This window comes from Devosia sp. XGJD_8 (assembly GCF_046614475.1).
Classification (GTDB): domain Bacteria; phylum Pseudomonadota; class Alphaproteobacteria; order Rhizobiales; family Devosiaceae; genus Devosia.
The window spans coordinates 140,320-166,410 of record NZ_JBKJHF010000001.1 but is presented as its reverse complement, the minus strand read 5'-3'; the positions used below and the strand labels follow the sequence as shown (position 1 = coordinate 166,410).

The 26,091-nt window shown below is 66.2% G+C and carries 29 protein-coding genes and 1 tRNA gene; 9 read left to right on the top strand and 21 right to left on the bottom strand.

Annotated features, from left to right (window positions below):
• Positions 1-115 precede the first annotated feature (115 nt).
• The gene (locus tag ACLI1C_RS00825) at positions 116-928 is read left to right on the top strand and encodes an alpha/beta hydrolase (protein WP_411394956.1); all 813 of its coding nucleotides are present in this window, start codon (positions 116-118) and stop codon (positions 926-928) included.
• Here the strand turns inward: ACLI1C_RS00825 and ACLI1C_RS00820 are convergent.
• The 4 genes from ACLI1C_RS00820 to ACLI1C_RS00805 are packed head-to-tail and all read right to left on the bottom strand — an operon-like array spanning position 925 to position 4,291.
• Entirely contained in the window at positions 925-1,581 is a 657-nt protein-coding gene (locus ACLI1C_RS00820) for a GNAT family N-acetyltransferase (RefSeq protein WP_411394955.1), read from the bottom strand. The genes ACLI1C_RS00825 and ACLI1C_RS00820 overlap by 4 nt on opposite strands.
• Positions 1,578-2,447 carry an NAD-dependent epimerase/dehydratase family protein gene (locus tag ACLI1C_RS00815; RefSeq protein ID WP_411394954.1) on the bottom strand — a complete coding sequence of 290 codons (870 nt, stop codon included), beginning with the start codon at positions 2,445-2,447 and terminating at the stop codon, positions 1,578-1,580. The genes ACLI1C_RS00820 and ACLI1C_RS00815 overlap by 4 nt, the downstream gene beginning before the upstream one ends.
• Positions 2,444-3,583, bottom strand: a complete 1,140-nt coding sequence (gene queG / locus ACLI1C_RS00810; protein WP_411394953.1) for a tRNA epoxyqueuosine(34) reductase QueG — start codon at positions 3,581-3,583, stop codon at positions 2,444-2,446. The genes ACLI1C_RS00815 and queG overlap by 4 nt, the downstream gene beginning before the upstream one ends.
• A 30-nt stretch (positions 3,584-3,613) precedes the next feature.
• Positions 3,614-4,291 (bottom strand): glutathione S-transferase family protein, encoded by a 678-nt coding sequence (locus tag ACLI1C_RS00805; protein ID WP_411394952.1) that lies wholly within the window; start codon positions 4,289-4,291, stop codon positions 3,614-3,616.
• Between the two features lie 114 nt (positions 4,292-4,405).
• Here ACLI1C_RS00805 and ACLI1C_RS00800 point away from each other — a divergent pair, with 114 nt between their 5' ends.
• Positions 4,406-5,218: an undecaprenyl-diphosphate phosphatase gene (locus tag ACLI1C_RS00800; protein ID WP_411394951.1), complete on the top strand. Its 813-nt coding sequence runs from the start codon at positions 4,406-4,408 to the stop codon at positions 5,216-5,218.
• A gap of 36 nt (positions 5,219-5,254) precedes the next feature.
• Here ACLI1C_RS00800 and ACLI1C_RS00795 read toward each other — a convergent pair whose 3' ends face one another.
• From ACLI1C_RS00795 to ACLI1C_RS00780, 4 genes are all read right to left on the bottom strand, one after another.
• Positions 5,255-5,878, bottom strand: coding sequence for a LolA family protein (locus ACLI1C_RS00795; protein WP_411394950.1), 624 nt, complete (start codon positions 5,876-5,878; stop codon positions 5,255-5,257).
• A 175-nt stretch (positions 5,879-6,053) separates the two neighbouring features.
• The gene (locus ACLI1C_RS00790) at positions 6,054-8,759 is read right to left on the bottom strand and encodes a DNA translocase FtsK (protein ID WP_411394949.1); all 2,706 of its coding nucleotides are present in this window, start codon (positions 8,757-8,759) and stop codon (positions 6,054-6,056) included.
• 349 nt (positions 8,760-9,108) lie between these two features.
• Complete coding sequence (locus ACLI1C_RS00785) at positions 9,109-10,470, bottom strand: ammonium transporter (RefSeq protein ID WP_411394948.1); 1,362 nt, start codon at positions 10,468-10,470, stop codon at positions 9,109-9,111.
• A 22-nt stretch (positions 10,471-10,492) separates the two neighbouring features.
• Positions 10,493-10,831, bottom strand: a complete 339-nt coding sequence (locus tag ACLI1C_RS00780; RefSeq protein ID WP_332691979.1) for a P-II family nitrogen regulator — start codon at positions 10,829-10,831, stop codon at positions 10,493-10,495.
• A gap of 264 nt (positions 10,832-11,095) precedes the next feature.
• Here ACLI1C_RS00780 and ACLI1C_RS00775 point away from each other — a divergent pair, with 264 nt between their 5' ends.
• Both ACLI1C_RS00775 and ACLI1C_RS00770 read left to right on the top strand, forming a co-directional pair.
• Entirely contained in the window at positions 11,096-12,319 is a 1,224-nt protein-coding gene (locus ACLI1C_RS00775) for an FAD-dependent monooxygenase (RefSeq protein WP_411394947.1), read from the top strand.
• A 2-nt stretch (positions 12,320-12,321) separates the two neighbouring features.
• Positions 12,322-12,528: a KTSC domain-containing protein gene (locus tag ACLI1C_RS00770; protein ID WP_411394946.1), complete on the top strand. Its 207-nt coding sequence runs from the start codon at positions 12,322-12,324 to the stop codon at positions 12,526-12,528.
• Here the strand turns inward: ACLI1C_RS00770 and ACLI1C_RS00765 are convergent.
• From ACLI1C_RS00765 to ACLI1C_RS00755, 3 genes are read right to left on the bottom strand one after another with little or no spacing between them, the layout of a single operon-like run.
• Positions 12,525-12,767 carry a Trm112 family protein gene (locus tag ACLI1C_RS00765; protein WP_411394945.1) on the bottom strand — a complete coding sequence of 81 codons (243 nt, stop codon included), beginning with the start codon at positions 12,765-12,767 and terminating at the stop codon, positions 12,525-12,527. The two genes, ACLI1C_RS00770 and ACLI1C_RS00765, sit on opposite strands and share 4 nt — an antisense overlap.
• A 2-nt stretch (positions 12,768-12,769) precedes the next feature.
• A complete protein-coding gene (locus tag ACLI1C_RS00760) occupies positions 12,770-13,438 on the bottom strand; it encodes an LON peptidase substrate-binding domain-containing protein (RefSeq protein ID WP_411394944.1) in 669 nt (222 codons plus the stop codon).
• A 58-nt stretch (positions 13,439-13,496) separates the two neighbouring features.
• Positions 13,497-14,447, bottom strand: a complete 951-nt coding sequence (locus tag ACLI1C_RS00755) for a tetratricopeptide repeat protein (RefSeq protein ID WP_411394943.1) — start codon at positions 14,445-14,447, stop codon at positions 13,497-13,499.
• A gap of 205 nt (positions 14,448-14,652) precedes the next feature.
• On the opposite strand from ACLI1C_RS00755, the gene ACLI1C_RS00750 reads away from it, so the two are divergent.
• Positions 14,653-14,727, top strand: a tRNA-Gly gene (locus ACLI1C_RS00750).
• A 138-nt stretch (positions 14,728-14,865) separates the two neighbouring features.
• On the opposite strand, the gene ACLI1C_RS00745 is transcribed toward ACLI1C_RS00750, so the two are convergent.
• From ACLI1C_RS00745 to ACLI1C_RS00725, 5 genes are read right to left on the bottom strand one after another with little or no spacing between them, the layout of a single operon-like run.
• Positions 14,866-15,975: a MalY/PatB family protein gene (locus ACLI1C_RS00745; RefSeq protein ID WP_411394942.1), complete on the bottom strand. Its 1,110-nt coding sequence runs from the start codon at positions 15,973-15,975 to the stop codon at positions 14,866-14,868.
• Positions 15,976-15,977: 2 nt separating this feature from the next.
• On the bottom strand, positions 15,978-16,706 hold the full coding sequence (locus tag ACLI1C_RS00740; protein ID WP_411394941.1) for an SDR family oxidoreductase: 729 nt from the start codon (positions 16,704-16,706) through the stop codon (positions 15,978-15,980).
• Positions 16,706-17,632, bottom strand: coding sequence for a dihydrodipicolinate synthase family protein (locus ACLI1C_RS00735; protein ID WP_411394940.1), 927 nt, complete (start codon positions 17,630-17,632; stop codon positions 16,706-16,708). The genes ACLI1C_RS00740 and ACLI1C_RS00735 overlap by 1 nt, the downstream gene beginning before the upstream one ends.
• Before the next feature lie 12 nt (positions 17,633-17,644).
• Positions 17,645-19,000: a dihydroorotase gene (locus tag ACLI1C_RS00730; RefSeq protein WP_411394939.1), complete on the bottom strand. Its 1,356-nt coding sequence runs from the start codon at positions 18,998-19,000 to the stop codon at positions 17,645-17,647.
• Between the two features lie 2 nt (positions 19,001-19,002).
• Positions 19,003-19,665, bottom strand: a complete 663-nt coding sequence (locus tag ACLI1C_RS00725) for an aspartate/glutamate racemase family protein (protein WP_411394938.1) — start codon at positions 19,663-19,665, stop codon at positions 19,003-19,005.
• A gap of 193 nt (positions 19,666-19,858) precedes the next feature.
• Here ACLI1C_RS00725 and ACLI1C_RS00720 point away from each other — a divergent pair, with 193 nt between their 5' ends.
• Positions 19,859-20,509, top strand: a complete 651-nt coding sequence (locus tag ACLI1C_RS00720; RefSeq protein WP_411394937.1) for a GntR family transcriptional regulator — start codon at positions 19,859-19,861, stop codon at positions 20,507-20,509.
• Here the strand turns inward: ACLI1C_RS00720 and ACLI1C_RS00715 are convergent.
• The 3 genes from ACLI1C_RS00715 to ACLI1C_RS00705 form a co-directional block, all read right to left on the bottom strand.
• Positions 20,506-20,991, bottom strand: a complete 486-nt coding sequence (locus tag ACLI1C_RS00715) for an SRPBCC family protein (RefSeq protein WP_411394936.1) — start codon at positions 20,989-20,991, stop codon at positions 20,506-20,508. The genes ACLI1C_RS00720 and ACLI1C_RS00715 overlap by 4 nt on opposite strands.
• Positions 20,991-21,338: an ArsR/SmtB family transcription factor gene (locus tag ACLI1C_RS00710; protein WP_411394935.1), complete on the bottom strand. Its 348-nt coding sequence runs from the start codon at positions 21,336-21,338 to the stop codon at positions 20,991-20,993. The genes ACLI1C_RS00715 and ACLI1C_RS00710 overlap by 1 nt, the downstream gene beginning before the upstream one ends.
• A 172-nt stretch (positions 21,339-21,510) precedes the next feature.
• Positions 21,511-22,269 (bottom strand): aminoglycoside adenylyltransferase domain-containing protein, encoded by a 759-nt coding sequence (locus tag ACLI1C_RS00705; protein WP_411394934.1) that lies wholly within the window; start codon positions 22,267-22,269, stop codon positions 21,511-21,513.
• A gap of 228 nt (positions 22,270-22,497) precedes the next feature.
• On the opposite strand from ACLI1C_RS00705, the gene ACLI1C_RS00700 reads away from it, so the two are divergent.
• On the top strand, positions 22,498-23,211 hold the full coding sequence (locus ACLI1C_RS00700) for a DUF1428 domain-containing protein (RefSeq protein ID WP_411394933.1): 714 nt from the start codon (positions 22,498-22,500) through the stop codon (positions 23,209-23,211).
• A 65-nt stretch (positions 23,212-23,276) separates the two neighbouring features.
• On the opposite strand, the gene ACLI1C_RS00695 is transcribed toward ACLI1C_RS00700, so the two are convergent.
• Complete coding sequence (locus tag ACLI1C_RS00695; protein ID WP_411394932.1) at positions 23,277-24,188, bottom strand: LysR substrate-binding domain-containing protein; 912 nt, start codon at positions 24,186-24,188, stop codon at positions 23,277-23,279.
• A 104-nt stretch (positions 24,189-24,292) separates the two neighbouring features.
• Between ACLI1C_RS00695 and ACLI1C_RS00690 the strand changes: the two genes are divergently transcribed.
• Both ACLI1C_RS00690 and ACLI1C_RS00685 read left to right on the top strand, forming a co-directional pair.
• Positions 24,293-24,439, top strand: coding sequence for a hypothetical protein (locus tag ACLI1C_RS00690; RefSeq protein WP_411394931.1), 147 nt, complete (start codon positions 24,293-24,295; stop codon positions 24,437-24,439).
• A gap of 54 nt (positions 24,440-24,493) precedes the next feature.
• Entirely contained in the window at positions 24,494-24,988 is a 495-nt protein-coding gene (locus ACLI1C_RS00685; protein WP_411394930.1) for a hypothetical protein, read from the top strand.
• Positions 24,989-25,113: 125 nt separating this feature from the next.
• Here the strand turns inward: ACLI1C_RS00685 and ACLI1C_RS00680 are convergent, their stop codons facing one another.
• Positions 25,114-26,076, bottom strand: a complete 963-nt coding sequence (locus ACLI1C_RS00680; RefSeq protein WP_411394929.1) for an extensin family protein — start codon at positions 26,074-26,076, stop codon at positions 25,114-25,116.
• Positions 26,077-26,091: the final 15 nt, after the last annotated feature.

The following is a 26,091-nucleotide window of genomic DNA, read 5'->3' as shown; positions in this document are numbered from 1 at the left end:
TAAGTCAACTGCCAAACTGCCAGAAATTCCGGCCAGTTGCGCCTTTGAAACGCCACGGTCGCCAATCCCGGGCTGGCGTGGCCAACGACTCGTTTCCGCCTTTTGAGAGACTGCCATGTCCATATCACCTCCAAAGACTTTCCGCATCCCTGTTGGCGAGGGCGCGGCAGCGCGCGACATTGCCGTGGCACAGCGCGCCGGCAAGGCGCCCGGGATCTTCTGGCTGGGCGGGTTTCGATCGGACATGGCGGGCAGCAAGGCCATGGCACTGGATGCGCTGGGCGCAGAGACGGGCCTGGCGGTCACCCGCTTCGACTATTCCGGCCACGGCCTGTCCGGCGGGGACTTTGACCTGGGGACGATCAGCCGCTGGCTTGAAGAGGCCGAGGCCGTCCTTGCGCTGACGCAGGGCGCCCAGATCATCGTCGGCTCCTCGATGGGGGGCTGGCTGGCCCTGCTGCTTGCGCGGAAGCTGCTGGCCCGCGGCACGCCCGCCCATGGCATGGTGCTGATCGCGCCGGCCGCCGACATGACGCATGAGCTCATGCTCCCCGGCTTCACCCCGCAGGAACATGAATCGCTGCAGAATCTGGGCTTTATCGACCAGCCGAGCGAATATTCCGAGACGCCCTATCGCATCACGCGGGCGCTGATCGAAGACGGCAAGCAGCATCTGCTGTTCGGCGGCGTCATCGAAACCGGCTGTCCGATCACGATATTGCAGGGCGGCAGGGACGAGGACGTACCGCAGGCCCATGCCATCAAGCTGGTGACCCACATCCTGCATGACCCGGTGACGCTGACACTGATCCCCGACGGCGACCACCGCATGAGCCGGGACGAGGACCTGCAGCGGCTGAGAGATGCGGTAATGCGGCTGGTTGATTCTTCACCTCTCCATCTGGGGGAGAGGTCGGCTTCGTCCTAACCTCGCGTCGCCAGCCTGCTCTTTTGCACCCCGTCGGCATCGAAATTGTCCGGGCTCAGCCAGCGCTCATATTCCGCTCGCAGGGCGGGCCATTCGCTGTCGATCATTGAAAACCAGGCGGTATCCCGGCTCTCGCCCTTGATGATCATGTCCTGCCGGAACAGGCCCTCATACTGGAAGCCGAAGCGGCGCGCCGCCGCCTTGGACGGCTCGTTGCGGTTGTTGCACTTCCATTCGAAGCGCCGGTAGCCCAGATCGTCGAAGACGTGACGGGCGAAGAGATAGAGCGCCTCGGTGGCCAGGGGCGTGCGCGCCATGGGCAGGCCCCAATAGACGCCGCCGATTTCGATCGAGCCATGCGCGGGCCGGATGCGCATCCAACCCTGCTGCCCCACCGCCTTGCCGCTCGCCTGGTCGACGACGGCGACATAGCGGTCTTCGCCCCAGGTGGTGGCGGCAATGCGTGCTTCGACCTCTGCAAGCGTTTCGGGCGCCGTGCTGAACAGCCAGCGATAGCGCTCCGCGCCACCGGGCATGGTCGATATCTCAAAGATGTCCTTCGCATGCTTGCCGTCCAATGGTTCGAGCCGCACGAAGCGACCCTCCAGAACGATGCGCTCGGGGGCGGATTTGGCAGGCTTTGGTGCGCTCATTGTCTCGTCTCGAAAGTCTGGGCCAGCCCTTCCCGATAGGTGGGGTAGAGCAGTTCGATCCCCAGCGCCTCTTTGATGGCGGCATTGGAGACACGTTTGTTGTCGGTATAGAAACTGCGTTGCATCGGCGTCATCTCCGCCGTCTCGAAGGCGATTTCCGGCGGCGGCTCCACGCCCATCATGCCGGCGGCATGGACGATCACCTCCTGGGGTGGCGCCGGCTCGTCGTCGGCCAGGTTGAAGGTGCCGTCGAGACGCGCCGCTGCAGCCAGTGCGGTGACGCGCGCGATATCGTCGACATGGATGCGGTTGAACACCTGGCCGGGCTTGACCACCCGCCGCGACGTGCCGTCGGCCAGCTTGTCGAAGGTCGAGCGGCCGGGACCATAGATGCCGGCCAGCCGCAGGATGGTCAGCCTGACGCCGCGCCCGGCGGCATAATCGCGCCAGGCCTGCTCGGCCACGACGCGCCGGTCGCTGCGGGCATTGCGCGGCACGAGGGGCGCCGATTCATCGATCCAGGCGCCGCCGAAATCCCCATAGACCCCGATGGTGGAATAGTAGCAGAGCCATTCAAGGTGCTCCGCTGCGTCGAGATCGGCCCGGTGGTGCAACAGCGCCGGATCCCCGTCCTCGCCCGGGGCGATGGAGAAGATCACATGGCTTGATTTCCGCAGGTCGGGCGACAGGGTCAGGCCGGGCGCCGTACCGTCAAAGACATGGCCCGAAAGGCCCCTGGCGCGCAGCAGCTGTGCCTTTTCGGCGCTGCGCACGGTGCCGCCGATAGCGGCATATTGGCCCGATGCGCGCATTGCCATCGCGGCAGCGGTGGATGAGAAACCCAGGCCGAAAAAGAAGGCGTTCATGCAATATCCCCGGTCCATTCACCCATGACCGAGCTATCGCTTTCCCGGGCGCGATAGGCAAGGCTGAGTTCAGCCGCCCGCGCCGGCGCCAGTCGCCGCAAAGCCCAGACCGCTGCGCCGCGCACCAGGGCATCACCGGCATCGAGCCTTGCCTCGACCAGCGGGATCAGCGTTGCATCGTCCGAATTGCCAATGGCGATCAGCGCGTTGCGCAGGAAGCGGGCCAGCCCGATCCGCTTGATCGGCGAGCCGGCAAACAGGGCCCGGAAGCGCGCGTCATCGAGCTGCACCAGCTCGGCCAAAGCCGGCCGCTCCAGCTCGGGCCGGGCCCGCAGCCGCGCCTCGCGGCTGATCGAGGCGAATTTGTTCCATGGGCAGACGGCGAGGCAATCGTCGCAGCCATAGATGCGATTGCCCATGGGCGCCCGAAACTCCACTGGAATGGGGCCCTTGTGCTCGACCGTGAGGTAGGCAAGGCACCGCCGTGCCTCGAGCTGGAAGGGGGCGGGAAAGGCATTGGTGGGGCAGATATCGAGGCATCTGGTACAGGAGCCGCAGCTTTCCGCATGCGGCGCGTCCGCGGGCAGCTCGGCAGACGTCAGGATGGCGCCCAGGAACAGCCATGAGCCGAATTCCCGGCTGACCAGCACGGTATGCTTGCCCTGCCAGCCCAGCCCCGCCGCCTCGGCCAGGGGCTTTTCCATCAGCGGCGCGGTATCGACGAAGACCTTGACCTCGGCCGCCGTTCTTCGTGCCAACAGGCCGGCGATTTCCTTGAGCTTGCCCTTGATGATCTCGTGATAATCGCGGTTGCGCGCATAGACCGAGATCGAGCCGAGCGATTTCTCGCCCAGAATGGCCAGCGGATCGGTCTCGGGGCCGTAATTGATGCCCAGCAGGATCACCGATTTCGCCTCGGGCCACATGCCATTGGGGCTGCCGCGCCGCTCGGCAGTCTCGGCCATCCAGTCCATGTCGCCATGCCAGCCGGCGGCCAAAGCCGCGTCGAGCTTGGCCGGCAGGTCCGGCCGCGCATTGGCGGCCGCAATGCCGAAACTGTCAAAGCCGAGCGCCGTGGCACGGGCGCGCAGCTCGGCGACAAGGGTTTGGGCTGGCAATGTCGGTACTGCGTTCAATGAGCCCTCATTACCCCGCCGAGCGGCAGCTCAGAAATCCAGATCCGCATAGCCCTTTTGCGGTGGCATGCCGACGACGCGGTCGTTGAGCAGGGTCCGGAAGGCCGGGCGCGACTTGATGCGGGAATACCAGTCGCGCGTTTCCCCGGCCTTGCCCCAGTCGATATCGCCCAGATAGTCGAGCACGGACAGATGCGCCGCCAGGGCGAAATCGGCCAGCGTCAGCGCATCGCCGCCGAGCCAGGAGCGGGTGGCGAAGAGCCAGTTGAAATAGAGCATGTGCTCGTTGAGGTTGGCCTTGGCCACGCGCAGCACGGCCGGATCGGGCGTGGCGCCGCGCTGGTCGCGCTTGACGATCTTTTCCTCGAGCACATAGCGGGTCACCTCGTCATTGAGCTTGACGATGACCCATTCGAGCAGGCGCCACATTTCGGCGCGCTGGCCCGGCTCGGCAGGGATGAGGCCCGCGACGGCGCTCGGCGTATAGAGATCCTCTATCGTATGGATGGTGGCGAGGATCCCCACGATGGGCTGGTCGCTCTCGCCGATCAGGATGGGCAGGGTAGCGGCAGGATTGATCTCGAGCAGTTGCGCATCGCGCAGCCAGGGCTTGATCTCCTCCATGTCCAGCGGCACGCCATATTCGGCGCACATCAGGCGGATAAGGCGCGAGGACGGGTCGAGTGGATGATGGATCAGGCTCGGCATTTTTGACGCTCGTCTCTTTTTGAGGGCGCTGCGGGGCTGTCGCTTGGCGCTTGCTGCGAACCGCGCTAGAGCTTGCCGACACCATAGGCCCGCTGGACTGAATTAGGGGATCAAATGAACGCCGATCAAGGTCTTTTTGTGCCGCTGATCCTTGGAATTCTCGAAGGGCTTACCGAATTCCTACCCGTCAGTTCCACCGGACATCTGCTGCTGGCCGGCCATTTCTTCGGCCTCACCCAGCCGCCCACCTTTATCGTGCTGATCCAGCTGGGGGCGATCCTGGCGATCGTCACCGTCTATTTCGCCAAACTGGGCCTGCTGATCCGCGATGCGCTGCTCGGCAAGGCGCATGCCTGGAAGTTCGCGCTGGCCGTGGTGCTGGCCTGCCTGCCCGCCGTGGTTGCGGGCGTGCTGCTCCGCGATTTCATCCAGGGCGACCTCTGGGAATCGGCGGTGCTGATCTGCTGGACGCTGCTGATCGGCGGCATCATCCTGCTGATCATCGACCGGCTGCCGCTGCAGCCGAAATATGACGACATCTACCAGTTTCCCTGGCATCTGGCGCTGATCATCGGCCTGTTCCAGATGCTGAGCCTGGTGCCCGGCGTGTCGCGCTCGGGCTCGACCGTGGTGGCCGGCATGCTGTTCGGCGCCTCCAAGCGCGCCGCAGCGGAGTTCACCTTCTTCATCGCCCTGCCGATCATGGTCGGCGCCTTTGGCTATGACCTCTACAAGAGCCGCGAGCTGATCGACACGTCCATCGCGCTCAATGTGGCGGTCGGCTTTGCCGCCGCTTTCGTGGTGGGTGCCCTTGTGGTGCGCTACCTGCTCGGCTTTGTCAGCAGATACGGCTTCGCCCCCTTCGCCTGGTGGCGGATCGTGGTGGGCGCGGCGGGGCTGATCGCAATCTACGCCCTGGGGCGCTAGGCGATCGCCTCTCCCCCCGAGGGAGAGGCAGACGCCTTACTGCTCGAGCGGCTTGTAGTTGGCCGGGATGGAGAAGAAGGCGCGCGGAATGTCCACGCCCTTTTCCACGTCATAGAGCGAGAAGGTCAGCTCGGCCCCGCTCGGCTCGACCAGGCTCCACTGCGCCAGTTCCTTGCTGTCGGTATCGAAGATCAGCGAGACCTGGACGGTGCCGGCAATGGTCTCGTCGATCACGGTGATGGCCATGTAGCCATCCGAATTGGTGACATCGACCACATTGGCATTGAGCAGGTTGACCTCGTCGCCCAGGAACTGGCGCAACGGGATCGAGTCCTGCGGATAGGCGTAGTAGGTCTCGTCGCGCCGGTTGAGCACGTAGAAACCGCGGCCGATCGAGACGATTTCCTCGCGGCTGGGCGGGGCATAGCGGAAGGCGATCTTGTCGGGGCGCTCGAGGAAGAAGGTCCCCTCGGTGCGCCCGCCATTGGTATCGATCTGCAGGAACCGGCCGACCATGCTGCGGATCGCGGAATTATGCGCGCCGATATCGTTGATCAGTTGCTGTTCCTCGGGCGTCAGCGCGCGGTCCAGCGCCCAGGCGGGAACGCTGAGGGCGAAGGCGGCGGAAAGGCCGAGCAGCAGGGCATCGCGACGAATCATGGATATCGATCCCGGGTGGTGGTCGTTGTTGAAGCTAACCTAGAAAGCAATTGCGGCAACAGGTGGTTCCGTCGCGGCCGCGCGACCGCTGCGGCAAGGGGCCGCAAACAACAATCCCCGCTTTCGCGGGGATGTCGTCAGGCGGTTGGATGGATGCCGGCGCATCGGCCGCCGGCTAGTCGCTGCCCACGAGGATTTCGCGCTTGCCCGCATGGTTGGCCTGCGAAATGACGCCCTCGCGCTCCATGCGCTCGATCAGCGTGGCGGCCTTGTTGTAGCCGATGGCGAGGCGCCGCTGCACATAGGAGGTGGAGGCCTTCTTGTCGCTCAGGACGATATGGACGGCCTTGTCATAGAGCTCGTCGCCCGAGCCGGCATAGTCGTCGCTGCCAGCGGCATCGCCACCATATTCGCCGCCCTCGTCTTCTTCCTCGGTGATGGAGTCGAGATAGTCGGGCGCGCCCTGGCTCTTGAGATGCCTGACCACGGCTTCGACTTCGCTGTCGGCCACGAAGGGGCCGTGCAGGCGCTTGGTGCGGCCGCCCGAGGCCATGTAGAGCATGTCGCCATTGCCCAGCAGCTGCTCGGCGCCCTGCTCGCCCAGAATGGTGCGCGAGTCGATCTTGGAGGTCACCATGAAGGAGATGCGGGTGGGGAAGTTGGCCTTGATCGTGCCGGTGATGACGTCGACCGAGGGGCGCTGGGTGGCGGTGATGATGTGGATGCCAGCGGCACGGGCCATCTGCGCCAGGCGCTGGATGGCGCCTTCGATATCCTTGCCCGCCACCATCATCAGGTCGGCCATTTCGTCGACGATGACCACGATATAGGGCAAGGGCTCGAGATCGAATTCCTCGCTCTCGAAGATGGCTTCGCCGGTTTCGCGGTCAAAGCCGGTCTGCACCGTACGGGTGATGACTTCGCCCTTGGCCTTGGATTCGGTGACGCGCTGGTTGAAGCCGTCGATATTGCGGACGCCGATCTTGCTCATCTTGCGATAGCGATCTTCCATCTCGCGCACGGCCCATTTGAGCGCCACGACCGCCTTTTGCGGGTCGGTGACGACCGGGGTCAGCAGATGGGGGATGCCGTCATAGATGCTCAGTTCGAGCATCTTGGGGTCGATCATGATCATGCGGCACTGCTCGGGTGTCATCTGGTAGAGCAGGCTGAGGATGAAGGTGTTGATACCCACCGACTTGCCCGAGCCGGTGGTGCCGGCGATCAGCAGATGGGGCATGCGCGCCAGGTCGGCGATGACGGGCTCGCCGCCGATGGTCTTGCCGAGGCAGATGGGGAGCTTGCCCTTCATCTTCTCGAAGTCGGAAGAGGCCAGCATTTCGCGGAAATAGACGGTTTCGCGGTTCTGGTTGGGCAGTTCGATGCCGATGGCATTGCGGCCGGGCACCACGGCGACGCGGGCCGAGATGGCGCTCATCGAGCGGGCAATGTCGTCGGCCAGCGAGATGACGCGGCTCGACTTGATGCCTGGCGCGGGTTCGAGTTCGAACAGGGTGACGACCGGGCCGGGGCGGACATTGATGATGTCGCCCTTGACGCCGAAATCTTCCAGCACGCCTTCAAGCTGGCGGGCCATTTCTTCCAGCCGCTCGGGCGCATGCTCGGGCGAGGGGCCCAGATGCTTGGGCTCGGACAGCAGGCTCAGCGGCGGCAGCTCGAAGCCGCCGGGCTCGTCGAGGAAGCTGGCCTGGGCCTCGCGCATCATGCGCTGGCCGGGAGCCGGGCGGGGCGCCGGCGCGGCAACGCGCGGCTTGGCCGGATCGACCGGATGGAAGCGCGAATCGCCCTGCTGCCGGTGATTAGCCGGCGCGACCGGCAGATCGGGCACGAAGGGCACGTCATCGGCCTCGTCGGGATAATCGAGCTCGGTATCGTCATAGCTAGGCCGGGCATTGATGCGCGGCGAGATCTCGGGCGCCGCGTCGAATTCGGGCTCGGCCGGGGCATGGATGCGGCGCGTCACAGGGGCCAGCGAAGGCTCGCGGCGGCTGTCGGGCGCCCCTTTGCCATCAAGGCTGGGCTCGACATCATCATCGCGCCAGGAGGCGGCGTCGGCAGCGCGGCGTTCGGCATGGCTGGCGCGGGCGCGGCGGAAGGCGGTGCGCAGCGAATAGCCCAGATGCACCATGGCGCCGAGCGCGATATCGACGATCGGATTGGTCTCGGGCTCATCCTCTTCCGCCGGGGCGGCAACGCCTTTGCGGCCGGCAGCGGCCGAGGCCTTCTTCTGCGGCCCGGTGGGCTCGCTCTGGCCGAGACCCATGGCGATCCAGAAGGCGGCCATGGCCGGAATGGCGATAATGATGGCAAAGAGCACAGCCGTGACGGCCTGGGGCTGTTCGCCGGTGACCATGGCGGCGAGGCCCGTAAAGCCGTTGCCGATCAGCCCGCCGAGACCGGTGGGCAGCGGCCAGCTGGCCGGCATGGCGACAAAGGACAGCACGCCGGCGCCAAGCAGGGTTGCGCCGATCCAGGCCAGGAAGCGCAGGCCCATATGGGTGGGCATGCGGCGACGGGCGAAGGACCAGCCCCAGAGCGCCGGGGGCACCAGCAAGGCCAGCGCGGCGAGGCCAAAGACCTGGAACAGCGCATCGGCGATCACCGCGCCGGGAAAGCCCAGCCAGTTGGCCGGCACCTTGGCGGTGGCATAGGAAAAGCTCGGATCATCGACCGACCAGGAGGCCAGCGCCGCCAGGCAGATCGCCACGAGGCCCAGCAAGATCAGGCCCGCCAGCCGCACCGGAATGCGAATCGCCAGGGCCGGTGGCGGCACGGGCATGGACTTGGCGCTGGCACCCCGCGAGCCGCGCTGCGGCACGGAGCGGATTTCATCAAGCACGGGCGAGGGAGAACTGGGCATGGGCGAACTCAATACTGCCCGGACAAGACCGGGCCCACATTGGCTGCATGCTACCGAGGACGGGTTAACCCAAGGCTAACCATGGCGGGTGGCGGGCACCCTCTTCACCTCTGTCTTTGGGGGAGATGAAGAGGCGCAACCCAAAGAAAAGCCCGCCGGAGGGGCGGGCCAGGTTGCCGCGTGGGTCGCGAGGGAGGAGCGAGACCGCGGGAGTCGCGTTGATCGTGGAGTGCGGCCCGTGCAGTTTTGCGAGTGGGAAGCCTCTGTGGCGGGCCAAGAGGGACACGAGCCGCACGCCACGATCAACTTGGGGAGACCGGGCGGCGCGGACGCCGCCCGGAAGCTGGTATTAGTTGTAGGCGCGTTCGCCGTGGCTCGAGAGATCGAGACCATCGCTTTCGGCCGATTCGGGGACGCGGGCGCCGCCGAAGATGGCCTTGACGATGAACATGGCAACCAGGGCCACCACGCCCGACCAGACGATGGCAATGGCCACGCCGGTGAGCTGGATCATGAACTGGCCGCCGATCGAGTAGGCAGCGGCGTCGCCCAGCGGGTAGCCGCCCAGGCCAGGCGCAGCGACAATGGCCGTGCCCAGGGCACCGACAATGCCACCCACGCCGTGGATGCCGAACACGTCGAGGCTGTCGTCATACTTGAGCATGGGCTTGAGGTTCACGACCGCCCACAGGCAGACGATACCGGCAACCGCACCGAGCACGATGGCGCCGCCGACACCGGCAAAGCCGGCAGCCGGGGTGATGGCCACGAGGCCCGCAACGGCACCCGAGACGGCGCCCAGGGTCGAGGAGTGACCACGGGTCACCTTTTCGCCGATGGCCCAGGCCAGAGCCGCAGCGGCCGGAGCCAGCACGGTGTTGATCAGGGCAACGGCGGTCAGGGCGTTGGCTTCGAGATTGGAGCCGGCGTTGAAGCCGAACCAGCCGAACCAGAGCAGGCCGGCACCGACATAGGTCCAGACCAGGTTATGCGGAGCGATCGGCTCCTTCATGTAGCCGAGGCGCGGCCCCAGCACGATGGCGGCGACGAGAGCGGCCACACCGGAATTGATGTGAACCACGGTACCGCCGGCAAAGTCATAGGCGCCCAGGCCGAACAGCAGGCCAGGACCCGACCAGACCATGTGGGCCATCGGGATGTAGGAGAAGGTGAACCAGATGGCCAGGAAGGCCATCAGCGCGCCGAACTTCATGCGCTCGGCGATGCCGCCGACGATGAGGGTCGAGGTGATGCAGGCAAAGGTCATCTGGAAGGCCACGAAGACCATTTCGGGCAGTTCGAAGCCGGCCGAGAAGGTCGCCGCGGTGGATTCGAGCGTCACGCCCGCCAGGAAGAACTTGGAGAAGTCGCCCACGAAAGCGGACAGGCCGCCTTCGGTCGGGCCGGCAAAGGCCAGCGAATAGCCATAGGCCACCCAGAGGATGGAGATCATGGCAAAGCCCAGGAACACCTGGGTCAGGGTCGACAGGATGTTCTTGGCGCGGACAAGGCCGCCATAGAACAAGGCAAGGCCGGGAATGGTCATCACGATGACGACCATGGTGGAGACCAGCATCCAGGCCACGTCGCCCTTGTCGACGACGGCAGCGGCTTCTTCGACGACAGGCGCGGCAGCGTCCTGGGCAAATGCCGGCAGGGCCAGCAGCAGGGAGGCGAGTGCGGCGCTCCCCAGAATCTTAGACGTCTTCATCTGTTGTTTCTCCCGATGACGCTTAGAGGGCAGCCGCGCCGGTTTCACCGGTGCGGATACGGGTGACGGCGAGCAGATCGAGCACGAAGATCTTGCCATCGCCGATACGGCCCGTCTGGGCGCTATCGCGGATGGCTGCGGACACCGCGTCGGCGAGAGCGTCGTCAACGGCGATCTCGACCTTGAGCTTGGGCAGGAAATGCACGGCATACTCGGTGCCGCGGTAGATTTCGGAATGCCCCTTCTGGCGGCCGTAACCCTTTACCTCGGTGACGGTCATCCCGTGCACATCCAAGGAATTGAGAGCCTGGCGAACCTCTTCGAGGCGTGATGGCTTGATAATTGCAATCACCAGTTTCATGTGAGCCCCTTTGCGACTTGGCGCTTGGTCTGGAATGGCAAACTAGACTCAAGCGCCGTGCCAAGTTGATCGCGGGGCGAAATTGGACACAAATTCAACGAGTTAACGAATGGGCAAGGCAGCGATCGAAAATGCCAGCCGGGAAATGCACAATGTTTGTGCAAAACTTGGCGGATCTGGGCAAAATTAAGGCATGCCCCGCGGCGATCAGCGCGCTTGCATGGCGCGCCGCGCCGGAGACAATGGCGGCATGGAGAAACGGGCATGAGCAAGAGCGGCGAAAACTATGATGTGCTGATCGTCGGCGGCGGACCGGCGGGGCTGACGCTGGCGCTGGCGCTGGTGCAGTCGGCGCGCGGCATCAAGGTCGGCCTTGTCGACCGCCGCCCGCTCTCGGTGCCGCGCGATGCCCGCGCCTCGGCCATCGCGGCGGGCGTGCGGCGCGTATTCGAGGCGCTGGGCGTCTGGGACCGGATGGCGGCGGCGGCCCAGCCGATCACGGCCATGCGCATCACCGATTCGGGGGAAGGCGACATTTCCCGGCCGCTGTTCCTGGCCTTTGACGGCGATGTGACGCCGGGCGAGGCTTTCGCCCATATGGTGCCCAACAGCGTCAGCGCCCAGGTGCTGCTCGATGCCGTGGCCGACCGGATCAGCGTCATCGCGCCGGCAACCATCACCGGCTTTGCCGCCGAGGCCAATGCGGCCCGGCTGGTGCTGGAGGATGGCCGTATCCTTGCGGCCCCGCTGGTCGTGGCGGCCGATGGCGGCCAGTCGGCCCTGCGCGGCATGGCCGGCATCGGCGTCACCGGGCACGACTATGGGCAGACGGGACTCGTCACCACCATTGGCCATGCCCTGCCCCATGAGGGCGTCGCCTATGAACATTTCCGCCCGTCGGGCCCCTTTGCCAGCCTGCCGCTGCCGGGCAACCGCTCGTCGCTGGTCTGGACCGAGCGCAGCGAGAATGCCCCACGCTACCTCGCCATGGACGACTCGACGCTCGCCACCGAAATCGAGGCGGTGATGGGTTCGACGCTGGGCGCGGTGACGGTGGAGGAAAGGCTCATGGGCTTTCCGCTGCGCCTGCAGATCGCGCGCGACTTTGTCGGGACACGGCTGGCGCTGGTGGGCGATGCGGCCCATGTCATCCACCCCATTGCGGGACAGGGCCTCAATATGGGCCTCAAGGATGTCGCGGCCCTGGCCGAGGTGGTCATCGAGGCCATCCGCCTCGGGCTCGACCATGGCGGGTCCGAGGTGCTGGAGCGCTACCAGGCCTGGCGCCGCCTCGATACGGCCGCCATGGCCGCCATGACCGACGGGCTCAATCGCCTGTTTTCCAACGACGTGGCCCCGGTCCGGGCGCTGCGCGATTTCGGGCTGGGGCTCGTCGATCGGGCCGGCCCGGTCAAGTCGGCGCTGATCCGAACGGCCTCGGGGATTTCGGGCGGCGGCCCGCGGCTGCTCAGCGGCCTGCCGATCTAGCCATGGTCTGGTTCGACTCGGAGGCCATTGCCCGTGCCGAGTATGATGGGGAGGACGCGACCCTCTTCATCTGGTTCCGCGGCAATGAGCGGCCCTATGCCTATTACGCGGTGCCCGAGGAGATCTTCCATGCCCTGTGCGACGCCGAGTCCAAGGGCCGCTTCGTGCAGGAGCACATCATCGACCGCTATCAATATGCCCCGCCCTAGTGCTCGCCCCCGAGCTCGGGCAGTTGGCGCAGGGCTTCGGGCTCGACATTGCGGGCCTCGTCGAGGCTGAGCAGCGGCACGCCCTTGATGATGGGAAAGGCCAGCCGCGCCGCCACCGAAATCAGCTCGCTGCGATCGGCCGAAAGGGTCAGCCGCGTCTTGGTCAGCGGGCAGACCAGCATTTCGAGCGTCTTGACGTCGAAGACATGGCGCGGGCTGGTGTCTGGCGTTCCGCTCATGGTCAGTTCAGCGGCGAGGGGCTGCCCGAGGCGCCGCGGGCAATCTCGTATTCGGTCATGGCGATCAGCGTTTCGGCGCGCTGCTCGAGGGTCTGGGCTTCCAGCAGCACCTGCTTTTCGGCCGGACCATAGGGCCCCACCATGCAGCAGAAATTGACCAAGTCAGCCGTGCCGGTGCGCTCGATCTCGTCCCAGTTGAGCTCGATGCTGGCAAATTCGGCATAGTCGCGCATCATCTTGACGAAGCGCTCGCGATCCACCGCCTCCTCGCCGAAATCGCGGGTGAAGTCGGTGGTGAAATCGTCGGCGGAGATGACGCCCTGGCGATAGGGGGTCATCACGGTCAGCTCATGGGCAAGACGGAAGCGGGTCACGCCCTCGAGGATGATGAAGTAGCGCCCCTCCCCGCTCTCCTCGAAATGGGTGATCCGGCCCAGGCAGCCGATCGCCTGCAGCGGGCTGCGGCCCTTGGGGCTTTCCTCGCTGGTATCCTCTGGCTGGATCAGCCCGATCAGCCGGTCGCCGCGCAAGGCGGCGTCGACCATCTCGATATAGCGCGGCTCGAACACATTGAGCGGCCGGTGCGAGAAGGGCAGCAGCAGCGCCCCCGACAGCGGAAAGATCGGGACGGACTTGGGCAGATCGGCCGGCGAAGCGGGACGCCTGAGCATGATGCGTTCCTTATATATAGCGCGCTGGCCACCGGCCCCCGGGGCCGGCAGCAACGCCTTACGAGAACAGGGCAGCCGACAGCAGGCGGCGGCCCTTGGCGGTGGCCGGGTCCTTGGGGCCCCAGGCCTCGAAGAATTCGAGCAGCTTCTTGCGCGCGCCATCCTCGTTCCAGGTGCGGTCGCGCTTGAACAGGGTGACCAGCGCCTCGGCTGCCTCGACCCGCTGCCCCCTGGCATTGAGTGCCAGTGCGAGATTGTAACGCGCCTGATGGTCATCTGGATTGGCGGCGACGGCGGCCTCGAGGGCATCGGTCTCGCTGAGATCGGCGGCTTCGGCCAAGAGGCGAATGGAATTGACCAGGGTATTGTAGGCCTCGCCCTTGCGCTCGGCCTCGGGGACCATGTCGAGCGTGGTGCTGGCCTGCTCGGTTTCCCCGGCCGCCATATAGACACGCGCGAGGCCGATCAACGCCACGGCATGGTCGGGCTGGTGCTGCAACACCATGCCGAAGATCTGCGCCGCCTGGCCGAGATCGCCGGCCACCAGCGCCGCCTCGGCGCCCTCGATGGCCTGGACAATCTGGGCTTCGAGCGAATCCGCTGCCGGCTGCGGCGCCGGGGCGCCGGCAATCACCTTGTCGGCAAAGCGGCGCACCTCGCCCTCGGGCATGGCGCCCATGAAGCCATCGACCGGGCGCCCGCCGGAAAAGGCAAAGACGGCGGGGATGGACTGGATGCCGAGCTGGCCGGCAATCTGCGGGTTTTCGTCGATATTGATCTTGATCAGCCGGATCGCGCCGGCCTTCTCGTTGACCACCTTTTCCAGCGCCGGGGTCAGCTGGCGGCAGGGGCCGCACCAGGGCGCCCAGAAATCGACGAGCACCGGCTGGTCGAGCGAGGCGTCGATCACATCGGCCTTGAAGGCGGAATCGGTCGAATCCTTGATCAGCGCCCCGGCGGGAGGGGTGGTCTGGTGGGGAGCGGCAACGCCGTTGAACGGAGTGGACATGACGGAAACTGGGCCCTTGAAACGCGGCAGACTGGGATATTCGCGGACCTTATTGCGCCCGCAAACGGCGATGTGACAAGCCCCTCGACCCACAAGGCGACGACAAGATGACGATCGTGCCAAAATGTGGGTTGCAATGGGCGCTTCGATTGGGCATATAGGCGCGCGTCGCCGGACTGCCAAGGCAGGATGGAGACAACGGAGCGCGGGTGTAGCTCAGGGGTAGAGCATAACCTTGCCAAGGTTAGGGTCGTGGGTTCGAATCCCATCGCCCGCTCCAATCTTCCCAAAGGAAGAAACGATCAAAAGGCCGGGCTCATTGCCCGGCCTTTCGTTTTTTCGGCTCCGTGATGTTCGGCGCTGGAGCGTGGCGCGGTCCGCGGGAAGGCCAGCGTCGCTGTCAGCGGCCAATTCCGACTTACAGAGAAGCCGCCATCCGTTCCACGGCCTCGAGAACGCGTGCCCGCGTGCAGCCGAAGTTGAAGCGGATGAACTGGCCATAGGCCGGGCCGAAGTCGCTGCCGGGGCTGAAGGCGACGCGGGCATGGGTCAGGAAGTGGGCGGCGGGATCATCGAGGCCCAGGGCCGAGCAATCGAGCCAGGCGAGGTAGGTCGCTTCCGGCTTTTCCATCGTGATGCCGGGCAGATGCTCGGCGACGGCGCCGGCCAGCGCATCGCGGTTGCCCTCCAGATAGGCCAGCATGGCGTCGCGCCAGTCGGTAGCGTCGCGGAAGGCGGCCAGGGTGGCTTCCAGCCCCATTATATTGACACTGTCGACCATGCCCAGCCGCGAGGCCTCGAAGCGCTGGCGCAGCTCCGGGTTCTGGATGATGGCGAAAGCGGTCTTGAGCCCGGGAATATTGTAGGTCTTGGCTGCGGACATCAGCGTGATGCTGCGCCGGGCGATGGCCGGGTCGAGGCTGGCGATAGGGATGTGGCGCCGGCCATCATAGAGCAGTTCGCAGTGGATTTCGTCGGAGATGATCGGCCGGTCACCCATGGCCTCGGCCAGGGCCAGCAGCGCGGCGCGACCATAGACCTTGCCTGTCGGGTTGTGCGGATTGCACAGCAGCAGGGCGTGGGCGCGGGCCAGCTCGGCGCGCTGCTCGGCAATGGGGCGGTCGAGCCGCAGCGCGATCGGCTGCAGCGACCAATGCTCCGGCGCCACGCGGATGGGCTTATAGATCGGGGTCTGGAGCGCCAGGCTCTGCCCGGGCGCCAGCAGCGCCTTGATCGCCATGTTGAAGCCGGGTTCGACGCCGGGCAGGAAGACGATGTCCTCCGGCGTGATCGACCAGCCATAATTGGCCGCCATGTCGGCGACGATCTGCGCGCGCAGCTCGGGCCTCGCCGAGCAATAGCCGAATACCGGATGCTGCAGGCGCTGCATCATCGCTTCGACAATGGCGGGCGCCGCGGCAAAATCCATGTCGGCCACCCACATGGGCAGCACATCGGCGGGGTATCTGCTCCACTTGTTGCTGCCGGTCTGGCGGCGGTCGATGCCGGAATCGAAGTCGAAGGTCACGCCTAGAGCCCCCGGATCATGCCACCATCGACGCGCAGCATGCTGCCGGTCACAAAGCTGGCCTGCCGGCTGGCGAGGAAGGCCACGACGGCACCGAATTCTTCGGGCTGGCCATAGCGCCCCAGCGGGATGTCGCGGCGCGATGCCGCCTGCACGTCTTCCAGCGTGCTGCCGCTGCGCTGGGCCTTGCCGCTGTCGAGCTCGCGAACGCGGTCGGTATCGATGCGGCCGGGCAGGACCATATTGACGGTGATCCCCTGCGCCGCCACTTCGGCGGCCAGCGTCTTGGACCAGCCGGCAACGGCGCCGCGCACGGCGTTGGAGAGGGCGAGGCCCGGGATCGGTGCCAGTACGCCCGATGAGCCGATAGTGATGATGCGCCCCCAGCCGCGCTCGATCATCTGCGGCAGCAGGCCGTCGGTAATGGCATAGAGCGAGGTGGCCATGGTCTGGAACGCGGCAAGCCAGTCGGCGCTGGACTGCCCCTGGGCCGGGCCGGCCTTGGGGCCCCCGCTATTGTTGACGAGGATATCCACCCCGCCTTCGCCGCGAACCCGCTCGATGAGGGCCGCGACCGAGGCCGGGTCGGCGAGGTCGACCTTGTAGTCCCCAGAGCGGGAGGCGGCGAGCACCGTCACGCCCTCGGCCCGCAGGGCGTCGGCACTGGCGGCGCCCAGGCCACGACTGCCGCCCAGAACCAGGGCGCGCTTACCGGTCAGTCCAAAATCCATCAGCCAATATCCTTCAGTTTGCGCTCCTGCCGGGCGATCAGACGATCCACCTCGGCCACGGCCCTGGGCGCCAGCGGCGCGCCCGGCCGGCGCTGTTGCGGGCTCGCAATGGCGCCCCGCTTGTGCAGCGTGTGCTTGCGCACCGCCAGGCCCAGGCCCGGCTGCTGCTCATAGCGCACGAGCGGCAGATAGGCGTCGAATATATCCTGGGCCCGCTCCATGTCGCCCGCGCCGGCGAGGCGCACGACATCGACCATCATTTCGGGAAAGGCGAAGCCGGTCATGGCGCCATCGGCGCCGCGCTCCATTTCCTCGGGCAGGAACACCCCGCCATTGCCGCACAGCACCGACAGCCGGCGGCGGCCCTTGGCTTCGGCAGCGCGGATGTCGGAAATCTTGGCGAGGCCCGGCCAGTCCTCATGCTTGAGCATGACGATCGAGGGCATGGCCTCGACAATGCGGCCCAAGAGCGAAGAGCTGATGTGAATGCCGGTCACCAGCGGGAAATCCTGCAGCACCAGGGGCACGTCGGCGCCGATGGTGTCGACCACGCTCTGGTAATAGGCAAAGATCTGATCGTCGGTCTTGAGCGTGCCGGGCGGGGCGACCATGACGCCGGCTGCACCCATATCCATCACCGCCCTGGTCAGTTCGTCGATGGCGGCAAGGCCGGGCGCGGACACGCCGACGACGACGGGACGGCCCTCGGCCCGGGCCAGGGTGCGGCGGGTGATATCGAGCGCTTCGCCCTGGGTCAGCTTGGGTGCTTCCCCCATCATGCCAAGGATGGTCAGGCCATCGGCGCCCTTGTCGAAGTAGAAATCGGTGACGCTATCGACGCTGGCCATGTCCACGGCAAGCGTATCGGTAAACGGCGTGACAGCAATGACGAAGACGCCTTTGCTCTCTGTGGTGATCAAGGGCATGCACTAATCCTATCAGGCGAACCATTGGGAGGCGCGGCGCGGCGCATAGCGGCCGTCGCCGGGTTGGTTGACGATGTCCGTACCATTCCAGGCGAGCTTGCCGCCGACATAGGTGCGGGTGACGCGACAGTCGAAACGCCGCCCGTGGAACGGGCTCCAGTTCAGTTCGTCATGCGCCTTGCTCTCGTCCCAGACCATGGGTTCGGGCGAGAGGATGGCGATGTCGGCATCGGCGCCGGGCTGCAGCGCGCCTTTTTCCGGCCAGAGGCCGAAGAAGCGGGCCGGGCGCTCGCAGAGCTGGGAGACCGTCAGCGTCAATGCATCGAGATTGCGCTGCACTGCCCCGGTATAGAAGGCGGGCAGCAGGGTTTCGAGACCGGGTACGCCCGCGCCGGCATCAAAGATCGAGGGCGTGAACTTGTTGTCGATCGGCCAGCTGGAATGGTCGGAGCTGACGAAGGCGACCCGCCCCTCGACCACATCGGCCCAGAGCTTTTCGATCTGGCCGGGCCGGATGGGCGGATTGACCTTCATGCGCGCGCCCAGCTCGCCGTCCCGGTCGGGGTCGAACCAGAGATAATGCACGCAGAGCTCGCCCGTGGCGCGGAAGCCGTCGCGGCGATAGGTCTCGACCAGGTGAAAACCGCGCGCCGAGGTGAGGTGCACGATATGGGCATGCGCGCCACTCAAAGCGCCCAGCTCGAGGAAGTGCGCGGTCGAGGCCTGTTCCGCCGCAAGCGGGCGGCTCGATGAATGCGCCTCGATACCATTGTGACCGGCGGCGCGGGCGCGGGCGATGCGGGCGCGCACGATTTCCTGGTCTTCATTGTGAATGCCCAGCGGCACATGGGTGGGCGCCAGGGCCTCGAAGAGATCGAGCAGCTGGTCGGCGGCAATGCGCGGAAAGCGCGTGGGGCTGGATTCAAAGCCCGAAATCTTGAAGGCGACCACGCCGCCCTCGATGAGCGGCAGGACCGAGCTCATGTCCTGCCCCGGCATGACCGTGCCATAGAGCGCGACATTGGCATGGGCATGTTCGGCAATGGCCGCCGTCTTGTCGTTCAGCCGCTCGAGCGTGTTGAGCGGCGCCGGATTGTCATAGGGCATGTCGACAATGGTGGTGACGCCACCGGCGACGGCCGAGCGGGTGGTCGAGGCAATGCCCGGCAGGCCGCCATAGCTGCCGGCATGGGTCTGGCCATCGATCACCCCGGGAATAATGAAGCCGGCGCCTGCATCGAAGCTGGCCCTGGCCTGGGGCGGCGCGCCGGTGCCGATGGCGGCAATCCGGTCATTCTCGATCGCCAGCCAGCCATTGGGGATGGGGCCGGTCGGCGTGACGACCGTACCAAGGATCACTTCGTCCATGTTCAGCGCGCCTTCATGCGATATTGGAGGTCGAGGGTCGTCGCGGCGAGGGCCACCCCGGCCTGCACCGGGTCCACCACGGGCAGACCCAGGGCGGCTTCCAGCGCGGCGCGATAGCTGCCGAGGCCGGCGCAGCCCAGGATCACGACATCGGCGCCATCCTCGTCGCGCAGCTTGCTTCCGGTGCGCAGCACGGTTTCCACCACATCGGTGGCCATGAGTTGGGGGATGGTCATGTCGATCGAGCGGTCACCCGCCAGCCGGCCGGAAATCTGGAGCGCCTGCAGGTAGCGCAGGTGCCGGGCGATCGAGGACGGCCCCAGCGACACAATGCCGAAGCGGCGGCCCAGCCCGAGCGCGGCGAGATAGGCGGCTTCGGCAATGCCGATCACCGGTCGCGACGTGGTGGCGCGCACGCGGTCGATGCCGGGGTCGGAAAAGCAGCTCAGCACATAGGCGTCGGCATGCTCGTCGGCGATGCGCTCGATGATATTGGGCACGACCATTTCGACATGGGCATCGGTCTCGATGCCGGGCGGCGACTTGGCCAGTTCGGTCAGCGCGATGGCGTGCCGGCTGGTCTCGGTGATGATCGACAGGCATGCCTGCATCGACTGGGTGACCGAAACCGAGCTGTTGGGATTGATGACGAGAATGGAGGACAAGGCATGATCCCGCTTTGAATATTCCACGTAATATACTACGAAGGAGGGGGCGTCAAAGCCGTTTGCAGCTTTGGTAGCCAAAGACCAACCGTTGCCCTATGTTGAGGCAATTCCTGAAGAATCGAGCCGTCAAAGGCTGTACAAGGACGTTTTCGTGGCGATCAGCGGCTCACCCGACAAGGCAAGGAAGTCATTGACTGACCAGGCTTACGACGCCTTGCGCCAACAGATCATCACCGGCGTCCTGCCGCCCGGCCGCGAGATGAGCGAGCTGGAGCTGGCGGACGTGCTGTCGATGAGCAAGACGCCGGTGCGCGAGGCGCTGTCGCGCCTGGGCGTCGAGGGGCTGGTCGAGGCCTTTCCGCGCCGCGGCTACCGGGTGACCAGTGTCACCGTCAAGGACATGAACGATCTCTTCGCGGTCCGCGCCATGCTGGAGGGCACGGCGGGGGCGTTGGCGGCCATCAACCTCACCGAAGCCGAACTTGAACGGCTCGATGCGCTGGCCGATGCCAGCTATGTGCGCGGCGAGAACACCAGCACCCAGTCCTTCGTCAAGGCCAATGAGGATTTCCACTCCGCCATCGCCCGGGCGACGCGCAATCCGCGCCTGCACAACCTGGTGGTCAGCCACCTCGAGGAATGCGGCCGCTTCTTCTATATGGGCGCACAGGCCCGCGACGTGAATCCGGAAACCACCAACGACCACCATCGCATCGTCGCCGTGCTGCGCGAACGCGATCCGGAGCGGGCGCGCGCCGCCATGGTCGAGCATAACGAAAATACCCGCCAGGGCCTGCTGCGCGCCCTGCTCGATCGCTCGGACAGCGTGCTGTCCTTCTAGGCTGCCCGGCTTAGGCGGGCCACCAGCCGGTCGATGGTCATGGTCATGCCCGCCTCAAGCCCCTTGTCCAGCCAGGCCTGCACGGCGCCCTGGCTCAGATCGTCCGGCAGCCGCAGCGTCACCGTCAGCCGCGTCCGCGCGCCCACCGGCTCCAGCTCCACCGTCACTTCCGGCCCGTCCGGCTCGTCGGTATCGGGCCAGCCGCCGCTCGCCCCCCAGGCAAAGACCAGACGCCGATTGGGCACGATGTCGCGATAGATGCCGCCGGTGATGTATTGCGTTGTCGCATTCTCCACCATGTGCTGCCGCCAGGCACCGCCCACGCGCAGGTCGACCGTGGTCGGTTGGGTCGGCGTGGTGCCGGGGTTGAAAAACCAGTCCAGCTGCGCCGGGTCGGTCCAGGCTTGCCACACCAGTTCGGGCGGTGCATCGAGCAGGCGCGTCAGGGTGAAGCCGCGCTCCAGTGTATCGGTGGACGCCATCAGCGGTCTCCTTCCGTTTGGGTCTTGGTGGCCATCATGGTCTTGAGCTGGGCCTCGAGCCGGTCGAGCCGGGCGCCGAAGAAGTGCCGGTATTCCGCCAGCCAGCTATCCGCCGCCTCCAGCGGCAGCGCCTCCAGCCGGCAGGAGCGGAACTGCGCCTCGCGCACCTTGCTCACCAGCCCCGCCTCTTCCAGCACTTTCACATGCCGCGACACCGAAGGCAGGGTCATCGCGAAGGGCTCGGCCAGCTCATTGACCGTCGCCGGCCCCTGCGCCAGCCGCGCCAGGATCGCCCGCCGCGTCGGGTCCGCCAGGGCAGCAAAAGTAGTGCTCAGCGCGTCATCCATATTTGCGTACTTTGCTAATTACGTAAATAGCTAAATACGACTCACGCGGCCAGGAGTCAACCTTCTGTCTCAGCCCCGCACCGCCCGGTATCGTCCCGGGATCTATCCTGAGATCGCAGGGCGGCCGGCACTCTCGGCTATCGGGGAAGTGGCGCAGTGAAACGGACTTTCCCTACAGCAGGCTCAGGACCTTCTTCTGCAGATAGTCCGCTGCCAGTTGCGCTTCCGCGGGCCGCGTCGACCAGTCGTCCGCGACCTTGCCCAGATAGGCATCTCCCGCAAATCCTAGTGTATCGGCGATTCCAGCGGGGAGCAGCGGCGCTGCCCAGCTGGCTGCCGCGTCCTTGGCGACGAACGCCCCGGTTTCAGCCGTTCGCCACATCCGGGCCAGGGTCAGCAGGACATTGCGTTCATCACCCTCCAGGCCAGCCACCAAGGACGGGATGGCCTCGCGCATTGCCCGACGAACCTGGTCGGCGGGGATTTCAGGCAGAAGGTCTGACAGGTCGGGGCCGATCAATGGCACGGCCTCTTGCCGCGCCTGGGCAAGCATCAGCGTCACACCGGGATCGGAAAATGGCTCAGGAACGAGGCCGCTTTCGACGTCAGCGCGCAACCATTCCCCATAGAGAAATTCGCTTCGTCCCGGATAGCCGGGCGCGGCAAGGTCAGACGCCAGCACAACCGAGAGTTCGATGCAGCGCGGCTCGCCCGGCGGGTTGGGGTAGCGGCCGGATACCTTGAGCAATGCGGCTGCAAGGCTCTTGCGGTCCGCAGCAGACATTGGCCGGCTGATGACGATTATCAGATCAACGTCGCTTCGTGGCCGCAAGCCACCCGAGACAGCTGACCCATGAAGATAGGCGGCAACCAGCTCCTGCCCAAAGATGTGCGTCGCGATCGCGATCACGGCCTCCGCTTCCTTGAGCATTGCAGTTTCCAGTTCCGGCATTCGGTCTAACAGCGCTTATGTCCCCATTACTGACCGTTTGGTCATTGACGATCAACGTGGCCGTAACGCTCAGGCCCGGGCATCCGGGAATGACCGGCATGGGGTGGATTGCTGACCGATGCCTTCCGGAGGGGAAATCGTCCGCGCCTCGTCGAAACTGCGCTTTCCCGTTCGTCGTTGAGACAGACGCAACCCGAGAGGAGACGCATGATGTCCTATATCGATGGCTTCGTATTGGCCGTTCCGGCCGCCAACAAAGACCAATACATCGCGCATGCCAGGCAAGGTGCCGATCTGTTCAAGAAGCTCGGCGCCACGCGCCTGGTCGAAACCTGGGCCGAGGACGTGCCGCACGGCAAGCAGACCGATTTCTATCGTGCGACCAAGCTGGAAGAGGGAGAGGTGCCGCTCTTTTCCTGGGTCGAGTATCCCGACCGGGCCACCCGCAAGAAGGCCGGCGAGGCCATGATGAGCGATCCTGACGTGCAGGCCATGTCCGAAATGCCGTTCGACGCCTCGCGCATGATCTATGGAGGCTTCGAAGTGCTCCACGACACCGGCGCCCAGGGCAAGCCGGGCTATGTCGATGGCATGATTTCTCCAGTCCCCGCAGCCAACAAGGAGGCCTATCGCGCCGCCGCCCGGGCCCAGGCGCCGCTGCTTATTGCACAGGGCGCCCTTCGCGTCGTCGACACCTGGGGCGATGACGTGCCCGCTGGCGAAACCACCGACTTCCAGCGGGCCGTCGCGACCAGGGACGACGAAACTATCGGCTTTTCCATCATCGAATGGCCATCGCGGCAGGTGCGCGACGCCGCCTGGAAAATCCTGATGGAAGACCCCCGCATTGCCCCCGACCCAAAGATCTGGGACGCCTCCCGCTCGATCACCGGCGGCTTTGCGCCGGTCGTGGATCTCTAGGGCGAAATCCGCGCCAGCTCCCGCCCGCATTCGGGGCTCGGGCTGGCGCTTCTGAACAGGCCGCCCTACCCCCGGCTCTGGTGCACATAGCCCCTGACGCTGGCCGGCACCTCGACCTTGAGCCATTCCCGAAACGCGCGCAGCTTGCGGCTCTCCCGCCGCCCCTGGGCCGTAACCAGCCAATAGCCCAGCGGGCCGTCCACCGCGTGGTCGAAGGGCCGCACCAGTCGGCCGTCGCTGACCGCGTCTGCGCTCATCATGTCGGCGGCCATCAGCACGCCCTGTTCGGAAATCGCCGCGTCAAAGGCCAGCGAGGCGTCCGAATAGACCGGTCCGGTCAACCTGATCGCCGGGTCGAGCCCGGCTGCGGCGCGCCAGGCGTCCCAGCTCAGCATGGTGGTCTCGTCCTGGATCACCGGCACATGGGCCAGGTCCGCCGGGCGGGTCAGCAGCCTCGCCACCGGCGGGGCGCAGACCGGCTGGTATTGCGTGCCGCCGATCAGTTCCGCCCGCACGCCCGGCCATTGGCCATCGCCATAGCGGATGCCGCAATCGACGTCGGGCCGGCTCAGGTCCAGCATGGCCGCCGTCACGTTGAGCCGCACCTCGATATCGCGGTTGAGCAGGGTGAACTTGTTGATGCGCCAGATCAGCCAGCGCGAGGCAAAGACGCTGCCCACCGTCAGGTTCAGCACGCCCTCGTCGCTGCCCTTGAGGCTGGCGAGCCCGTCCTGCAGCGCGGCAAAACCCGAGGTCAGCTGCGGCATGGCGGCCTTGAGGGCCGGCAGCGGCCGCAGCCCGGCGGGCGTGCGCTCGAACAGCTCCATGCCCAGCCGCTCCTCGGCCCGGCGCAGATGCTGGCTCACCGCGCCGATGGTGACGCCAAGCTCCTCGGCCGCCGGGGCCAGCGCGCCGCGCCGCGCCACGATCTCGATGGCGCGCAGCGCATTGAGCGGAATGGGAAATGGGTTTGCCATATAGATTTTCTATATTCTGTCAGCGACCTTGTCCATTGCGCCTGCACTGGTCCGGGCGCACAACGGCATCATTGTCCACATCCGACCTGAAAGGAGGTCACAAAATGTCTAGTCTCGTTACCCGTCTCGCCCGCCTCGTCGCGGGTCTCTTCGCCGCCGATCGCGCCCCGCTCGATCCCGACAGCATGAGCCTGCATGACTGGGCCGATTTGCCCGCCCATCACCCTGCCTGCGACCGCGCGCCGTGCTGAGGCCACATTCGGGCCGTTGAAGGTGGGGCTGACCCCGCCTTCAAGGAGCTTCCGATGATCCGACCCCTCGCCGCGCTGGCCGTGCTCGCTCTGCTCACCGGCAGTGCCGTCGCCCAGGACGCCGCTGCACCGGCCCCGCCGGCCGCGACCGATATCGTCATCGATCCGGCGGCCAGCCTCGATACCACGCCCAAGCAGGCCAATATGCTGACCGGCTTTTACGCCACCCAGGCGGTGATCGAGCTATGCGCCGTGCCGATCGAGCCGGCCATTGCAGAGGGCATGGCGGCCGATCGGGTCCGCCTTGAAACCGCGCTCAGCATGGACGCCGCGGCCGCCGCCAAGGCCTATGGCCTGGTCAAGGCCGATGTCGAAAAGACCACGCCCGATTGCGCCGAGGGCAGCGCCGACCGCCTCGGCGTCGACGCCGTCACCGCCATCTATGCCGACCTGGCCGCTCCTGCCCCGGCCGCCCCCGCCCCGGCCGGCACGGTGGCTCCTGCCGCGGAGGCGGCCCCGGCAGCAGAAGCTGCGCCTGCAGCGCAGTAGTCTTTCCCAACTCGATCGTCACCCTCGGGCTTGACCCGAGGGCTCTACACTTGCCGATCCCTCGTTAAGTGAAGTCCCCACGGGTCAAGCCCGAGGGTGACGATCTGTGCTTTTGGGGGCTTTCTTTACTCGCAGATCCGCGCCGTACAGCTCTCGCCATGGCAGCCCAGGTCGAGATGCAGGTGGTCGCTGTGCTCGGCATTGGCCTCGGGCCCCAGTACCGTGGTGAAACTGCCGCAGGCCGCGTCATGTGCCAGCCGCAGCAGCCTGCCCTCCGGCGCAACGGCGCGGATCCAGTCGGTATCGACCGTGATGGCGCGTCCGTCTTCCAGCGTGAAGCCGATGACGTCCAGCCCATTGGCAAAGCCGTGTTCGGAAGTGAAGCCGCCCTCGCCATTATTGCGGTTGCGGCACATATAGCTGGTGCCGGTATCGACGCTGGCCAGCGGGCTTTCCAGCATGGCCTCGGCATAGCCGTCGACGCTCGCCACCCAGTCGGGCAGGGCGCTGGCCATCTGGCAATTGGTGGTGACGGGGCTCGAAAACGGCACCATGCGGCCGCGGCTCATCACGCCGGTGACCACGAGCGGGGATTGCTCCCCGCAGATACCCTCGCTCAGCGGCGGCGCCATCTCGGCTTCCACCAGCCCCATGATCACCGCCGGACAGGCCACCTGATAGACCCGCTGCGGGGCCGGTTCGGGCTCCGCCACCGGCTCGGGCTCAGGCTCAGGCGCGGCCACTGGCGCTGGCTCTGGCTCTGGCTCAACGGGGGGCTCGGGTGCGGCCTCGACCGCGGGCTCGGCTTCCTGCTCCGCCACCGGGGCGGCTTCCGGTTCCGGGCGGGGCACGGGGGTTTCCACCGCATCCACTACCGGCTCATTGGGCAGGTCCGGCGGCCGCGGGCGCGGCACGGGGGCCACGAGATCGGGCTTGGGCGCCGTGGTGCGCGGCACCCGCCGTGGCGGCTCATCCGGCTGGGTCAGGCGGTCCACCATGTCCTGCAGGGGGCCAAGAATATCCTGCGCCGCCACCGGGGGGATGACCAGCAGGGGAGCGAGGGCGATGAGTCTGAAAAGCGTGTGCATGCGCCCCTAACGCGC